Origin of the sequence: Finegoldia magna (assembly GCF_018371055.1) — a bacterium.
GTDB lineage: Bacteria > Bacillota > Clostridia > Tissierellales > Peptoniphilaceae > Finegoldia > Finegoldia magna_I.
In genome coordinates this window covers 1-5,566 of sequence record NZ_JAGYZD010000110.1, presented here as the reverse complement: position 1 = coordinate 5,566, position 5,566 = coordinate 1, and the positions used below count along the sequence as shown (strand labels likewise).

Below are 5,566 nucleotides of genomic sequence, written 5' to 3'. Positions count from 1 at the left end.
ACTAAAACTGTATCTCCACCCCAGTCTTCAGGTACCAATCCATTTTCAGCTAATTCAGTTTTTACTCTTTCGATATTAGCATTTTCTTTATCTATTTTATTAATAGCTACAATTATTGGAACGCCAGCAGCTTTTGAGTGATTTATGGCTTCCACCGTTTGAGGCATTACACCATCATCTGCAGCAACTACCAATATTGAAACATCTGTTACTTGTGCTCCTCTGCTTCTCATTGCTGTAAAAGCTTCGTGACCTGGTGTATCTAAGAATACTATTTTTTTGTCGTTAACTCTAATAGTATACGCACCAATATGTTGTGTAATTCCTCCGGCTTCCCTGCCAGCTACTTTAGAATTTCTAATTCTGTCAAGTATAGATGTTTTACCGTGGTCAACGTGCCCCATTACAGTGATGACAGGTGGTCTTTCTTTTAAATCTTCATCCTTATCTTCAAAATCTAGGTTGAAAACGTCATCGTCATCAAAATCTTCGACTTCATCTTGTTCAACTATAACATTGAATTCGCCAGCTACTAAACTTGCAGTATCAAAATCAATTTCTTGGTTTTGATTAGCCATTATACCTAATTCCATTAGTTTCATTATTAATTCACTAATAGATACACTTATTTTTTCAGATAAATCTTTTACTGTGATTGTAGGCTGAATAATAAATTTCTTAGGTTCTTTTGGCTCATTCTTGATAACTTCTTCTTTTTTATTTTGATTATTATTTTTATTATTTCTATTGTTCTTGTTATTTCTATTATTTTTATTATTGTTAGAATTTTTGTTTTTGTTATTTTTAAAATTCTTATTCTTTTTCTTATCGTTAGAATCATGTTTTTCATTCATTTCAGATTTGTTTTTATGTTTTATCTTATCGAAATGAGATACAGATTCATCATCATTATTTCTTGGATGTTTTGGTTTAAATCTTTTTTTAGAATTACTGTCTTGTTTATTAGTTTCAGTATGTGATTTACTTTCCACGTTTTCTTTTGAAATTTTATTTACATCTTGTTTATTTTCTTTTTTTAAATTACTGTTCTTTTGATTATTTTGAACTTTTTTTGGTTTTTCATAAAAAGATTTAACTTTTGATATTTGGTCTTTATCTAATGTTGACATGTGACTTTTAACTTCAATTTTGTTCTCTTTTAATTTGTTCATTAAGTCTTTTGTTGAAACATTTAATTGTTTTGCCAATTCGTATACTCTTATCTTTTCCATACAAAGACCTCCTTTTGATTAATCTTCTACATGGTTAATTAACTCCTCATATATAAGTGCGTCTACATCTGTTTTTAAAACCTGATTTAGTCTTCTGTTTTTCTTTGCCTTGTTTATACATTTTAGATCCTTGCATAAATAAGCCCCTCTGCCATTTTTCTTATTTGTCAAATCTACAGAAACTCCGTCATCTTTATTAAAAACAACTCTTATTAGTTCTTCCTTTGGTTTATTTTCACCACAAACAACACATTTTCTTAAAGGAATTTTTTTAGTTTTCATTTAATACTCCAAAGCTTAAATACATTTAATTTTCAGAATCTTCTGCAATTTCAGTGTTTTCGGAATCGAAAGAATTATCTTCTTCAGTATCCTCAATATCTTCAATTTCTTCTATATCATCTGATTCATGATATTTAATTTTATCAAATACTTTGTCTTTATCTTCATCTCTAACTTCAATACCATTAGATTCTAGAAAATCTACTTCTCCATCGAATTCAACAGACAAGCTTCCATCTTCATAAGATTCTAAATATTGATTATGTCCTTTGATGTCTATTTTCCAGTTAGTTAACTTAGCTGCAAGTCTTGCGTTTTGCCCTTCTTTTCCTATAGCTAGAGATAATTGATCTTCTGAAACAATTACACGGCATATTTTTTGAGCTTCATCAATGAATGTCGCTATTACTTCAGAAGGACTTAAACTATTAGATATGAAAGTCTTAATATCTTTTGACCAAATAACAATATCAAGTTTTTCCCCATTCAACTCATCCACAATAGACTTAACTCTGGTACCACTAAAACCTACACATGAGCCAACTGGATCAACATTTTCATCATTACTGAATACCGCGATCTTAGTTCTTGAGCCAGGTTCTCTTGCAACACTAAAAATCTCAACAGTTCCATCATTTATTTCCGGAACTTCTAATTCAAATAATCTTTTTATTAGAGAATTATTTGTCCTTGATAATATTATTTGAGCTCCTTTTGTAGTGTTTTTGACCTCTTTAATAAAAAGTTTTAATCTTTTGTTAGGAGTATATTCTTCAGATTTTATTTGTTCTGAAACTGGTATTATACCTTCTACTCTACCCAAATCTATATAAACAATTCCACGTTCAACACGCTGAACTGTTCCAGTAATTATTTCTTTTTCTCTGTCAATAAATTCGTTATAAATATTATCACGTTCTGCATCTTTTAGCTTTTGAATAACAATATTTCTAGCAGTTTGAGCAGCTATTCTTCCGAAGTTTTTAGGTGTTATTTCAATTTTTACTTTATCACCTAAATCGTATTTACGTTTAATAGTCTTAGCTTCTTCTAAACTTATTTCAGTATTTTTGTCTTCAACATTTTCAACAACAGTTTTGATTGCATATAAATTCACCTTACCGTTGTCTCTATTTATGTTAACTTCTACAGAACTTTCTTCGTTTTCATGGTCTTGATAATCAAAATTTTTCTCATAGCTTTTAATCAATGCTTTTTCTAAAGCATCGAAAACAACTTCTCTTGGTATTTTTTTTGATTTTTCTAATTCATCAAGAGCCTTTATAAAATCATTGTTCATAAATTACTATCAATCGAATAATGAAAGCTTAATCGATGATATATTACTCCTTTCAATTTTAATTTGATTTTTTTCTAATTCCAAAGATATTTCTTGATCATTGAAATCTTTTAAAATACCTTTGAACTCTTTCTTACTATCTAATTTTTGATATAAATTTACTATTACAACATTCCCTAAATTTTTTTTGAAATCTTTATCTCTAGTGAATGGTGTAGTTATATCTACTGATGCAATTTCTAAATAATAGGGATCTGAAATAGGATCTATTTCGTCTAGTTTGTCAGTTATTCTATTATTTATTAACTCACAATCATCAATTGATATTAGACCTTCGTCCTTTTCAATGTAAAAAGTCAAAATATTTTTTCCATTTTGATTTGAATATTCTACATCATAAAAGTCTATTCCGGTATCTTCAATTAAAGGACTGAGGTCATTATTCATAAGTTCCCTAAGATATTTCTTATTCATATATCTCCTTTTCGTAAATTATTTAAATAAATAAGAGTGGGATTTCCCACTCTTAGCCACAATTTATTCTAAACATATTGTATCATAATTAATCATAATAATCAAACTATCTTCTATTTCTTAAAGACAAAGGCTTATCAATTATTTCTTTAATAATGATAGCTTTTTTTAATTCATCTTTATGTTTAAATTCATCATTAATCTCAACTCTAATAAGTTCTAATTCGTCGTTTTTTTCTTCGAAAAAATCTTTATCAATTAATTTTTGATTTTCTTTTCTATTATTAGTTTGCTCAAAATTATCGATATTATTTTGATTGTATTGAGAATTGTTTGATTTATTAGAAGATAATTTCGTATTTGATTTATCTTTTCTTAAATCTTCTAATGTCTTTTTCTTACGATAGTTCTTACGGTTAAAGTTTTTTTGATAACGTCTTGAACTACTCATGTGAATAAAATAGTTAGCAAAAAACTTTACAATTATTATCGTAATTACAAGAGATAGAAAAGAAAACATTACTTATCATCCTCTTTAATTTTTTCGCTATTTCCAGAAATAGCTTGTCTCATCTCAGTATCACTTATAATATTTTTCATATTATAATAATCCAAGACTCCCAAATTACCAGATTCTAAAGCTTTAGCGATAGCTAGAGGAACCTTTGATTCACTTTCAACTACTTTCGCTCTCATTGAACGAACTTCTGCTATCATTTCTTGTTCTTTTGCAACAGCCATAGCTCTTCTTTCTTCTGCTTTAGCTTGAGCAATTCGTTTGTCAGCTTCTGCTTGATCTGTTTGTAGTTTTGCTCCGATATTTCTTCCTACATCAACATCTGCAATATCAATCGAAAGTATTTCGAATGCAGTTCCTGAATCCAATCCTTTGTTCAATACAGTTTTTGAGATTGAATCTGGATTTTCAAGCACAGATGTATGAGATTCTGATGAACCTACAGTAGTTACAATACCTTCACCAACTCTAGCTATTATAGTTTCTTCTCCGGCACCACCAATTAATCTTTCAATATTTGCCCTAACAGTAACTTTTGCTTTAACTATAACTTCAATACCGTTCATTGCTACTGCAGCAATGTTTGGAGTTTCAATTACTTTTGGGTTAACAGAAACTTGTACTGCTTCTAAAACATTTCTACCAGCTAAATCAATAGCTGCTGCTCTCTCAAACTCTAACTCAATATCTGCTCTTTGAGCGGCGATTAATGCATTTACTAAAGTATTTACATTCCCACCTGCTAAATAATGTGCTTCAAGTTGATTAGTAGTTAGATTTAATCCTGCTTTTGTTGCTTTAATAAGTGGATTTATAATGTTTTTTGGAATAACTCTACGTAATCTCATACCAATTAATTGTGAAATTTTGACGTGGACTCCTGAAAACTGAGCAGTAACCCATAAACCTACAGGAACTAACGAAAAGAATACTAATAGCAAAATAACTATTAATATAGGTACTAAAAATGGAATTTCAAATGGCATTTTACACTCTCCTTACTATTATTTTAAAATCTTTTATTTCACTAACAACAACCTCGCAACCTTTTGGAATAAAATCTCCCCTAGTAATAGCGTCAATATAATCACCATCTATTTCGATTTTGCCGCTCGGTCTTAAAGGTGTTATAGTAATTCCTTTTTTGTTCAAGTATTTTTTTGATGACTGAGTAAATGATTTTGAATTAGTTTCTTTTAAAACAAATTTATTGAATTTACTTGAGTCAAAATCTTTACTTAAAAATACTAATATAAACAAAACATCAATTGTTATAGCAATAGCTACTGTTAAAAATGCTAGGTACAGATTATTAATGATCATGCTTATTCCTACAATCATTGATAAGACACCCACAATTCCAGCAATAAAACCACCTGGAACTATTAGTTCTAATCCAACGAATAAGAGCCCTATTAAAAATACTAATATCCCTACTATGTTGATATCACCGTGATTATAATAAGACAAAATAAATAGAACAGAAAAAACAGCAGTCAGTACACCGTATTTAATCTTCTTGTTTGATAACATAAGCAGTGTTATACAAATAAATGTTACTGCTAAAAAAAACATACTTAGAATATGATTAGAAAATATATCCATAGAAAACGATAACACCTCCTAAATATCTTTATAACACAATTATACACTAAACAAAGCAATCATGACCACCCGTAAAACGGGTGGTTTGTTCAAGGGCTATAAGCCCGAGTGATACCAACCAGCGTCTCAAGGCGCTGGTTTTCACTCTGTTCAAAC

Annotated in this window: 7 protein-coding genes; all 7 read right to left on the bottom strand. The window is 29.3% G+C overall.

Going from position 1 to position 5,566, the window contains the following annotated elements; all coding sequences use genetic code 11:
• Positions 1 to 1,232: translation initiation factor IF-2 N-terminal domain-containing protein (locus tag KHW44_RS05875; RefSeq protein ID WP_304067115.1), on the bottom strand; the 1,232-nt coding region annotated here is incomplete at its 3' end.
• A gap of 18 nt (positions 1,233 to 1,250) precedes the next feature.
• Positions 1,251 to 1,514, bottom strand: coding sequence for an RNase P modulator RnpM (locus KHW44_RS05870; protein WP_304067112.1), 264 nt, complete (start codon positions 1,512 to 1,514; stop codon positions 1,251 to 1,253).
• A 25-nt stretch (positions 1,515 to 1,539) separates the two neighbouring features.
• On the bottom strand, positions 1,540 to 2,814 hold the full coding sequence (gene nusA / locus KHW44_RS05865; protein WP_304067109.1) for a transcription termination factor NusA: 1,275 nt from the start codon (positions 2,812 to 2,814) through the stop codon (positions 1,540 to 1,542).
• A gap of 9 nt (positions 2,815 to 2,823) precedes the next feature.
• Positions 2,824 to 3,288 (bottom strand): ribosome maturation factor RimP, encoded by a 465-nt coding sequence (gene rimP, locus KHW44_RS05860; protein ID WP_002836434.1) that lies wholly within the window; start codon positions 3,286 to 3,288, stop codon positions 2,824 to 2,826.
• Between the two features lie 106 nt (positions 3,289 to 3,394).
• Complete coding sequence (locus KHW44_RS05855) at positions 3,395 to 3,808, bottom strand: hypothetical protein (RefSeq protein ID WP_002836435.1); 414 nt, start codon at positions 3,806 to 3,808, stop codon at positions 3,395 to 3,397.
• Positions 3,808 to 4,791 carry a flotillin-like protein FloA gene (gene floA / locus KHW44_RS05850; RefSeq protein WP_002836436.1) on the bottom strand — a complete coding sequence of 328 codons (984 nt, stop codon included), beginning with the start codon at positions 4,789 to 4,791 and terminating at the stop codon, positions 3,808 to 3,810. Before floA ends, KHW44_RS05855 begins: the two co-directional genes overlap by 1 nt.
• A gap of 1 nt (position 4,792) precedes the next feature.
• Complete coding sequence (locus KHW44_RS05845) at positions 4,793 to 5,410, bottom strand: NfeD family protein (protein ID WP_304067102.1); 618 nt, start codon at positions 5,408 to 5,410, stop codon at positions 4,793 to 4,795.
• Between the last annotated feature and the right edge of the window lie 156 nt (positions 5,411 to 5,566).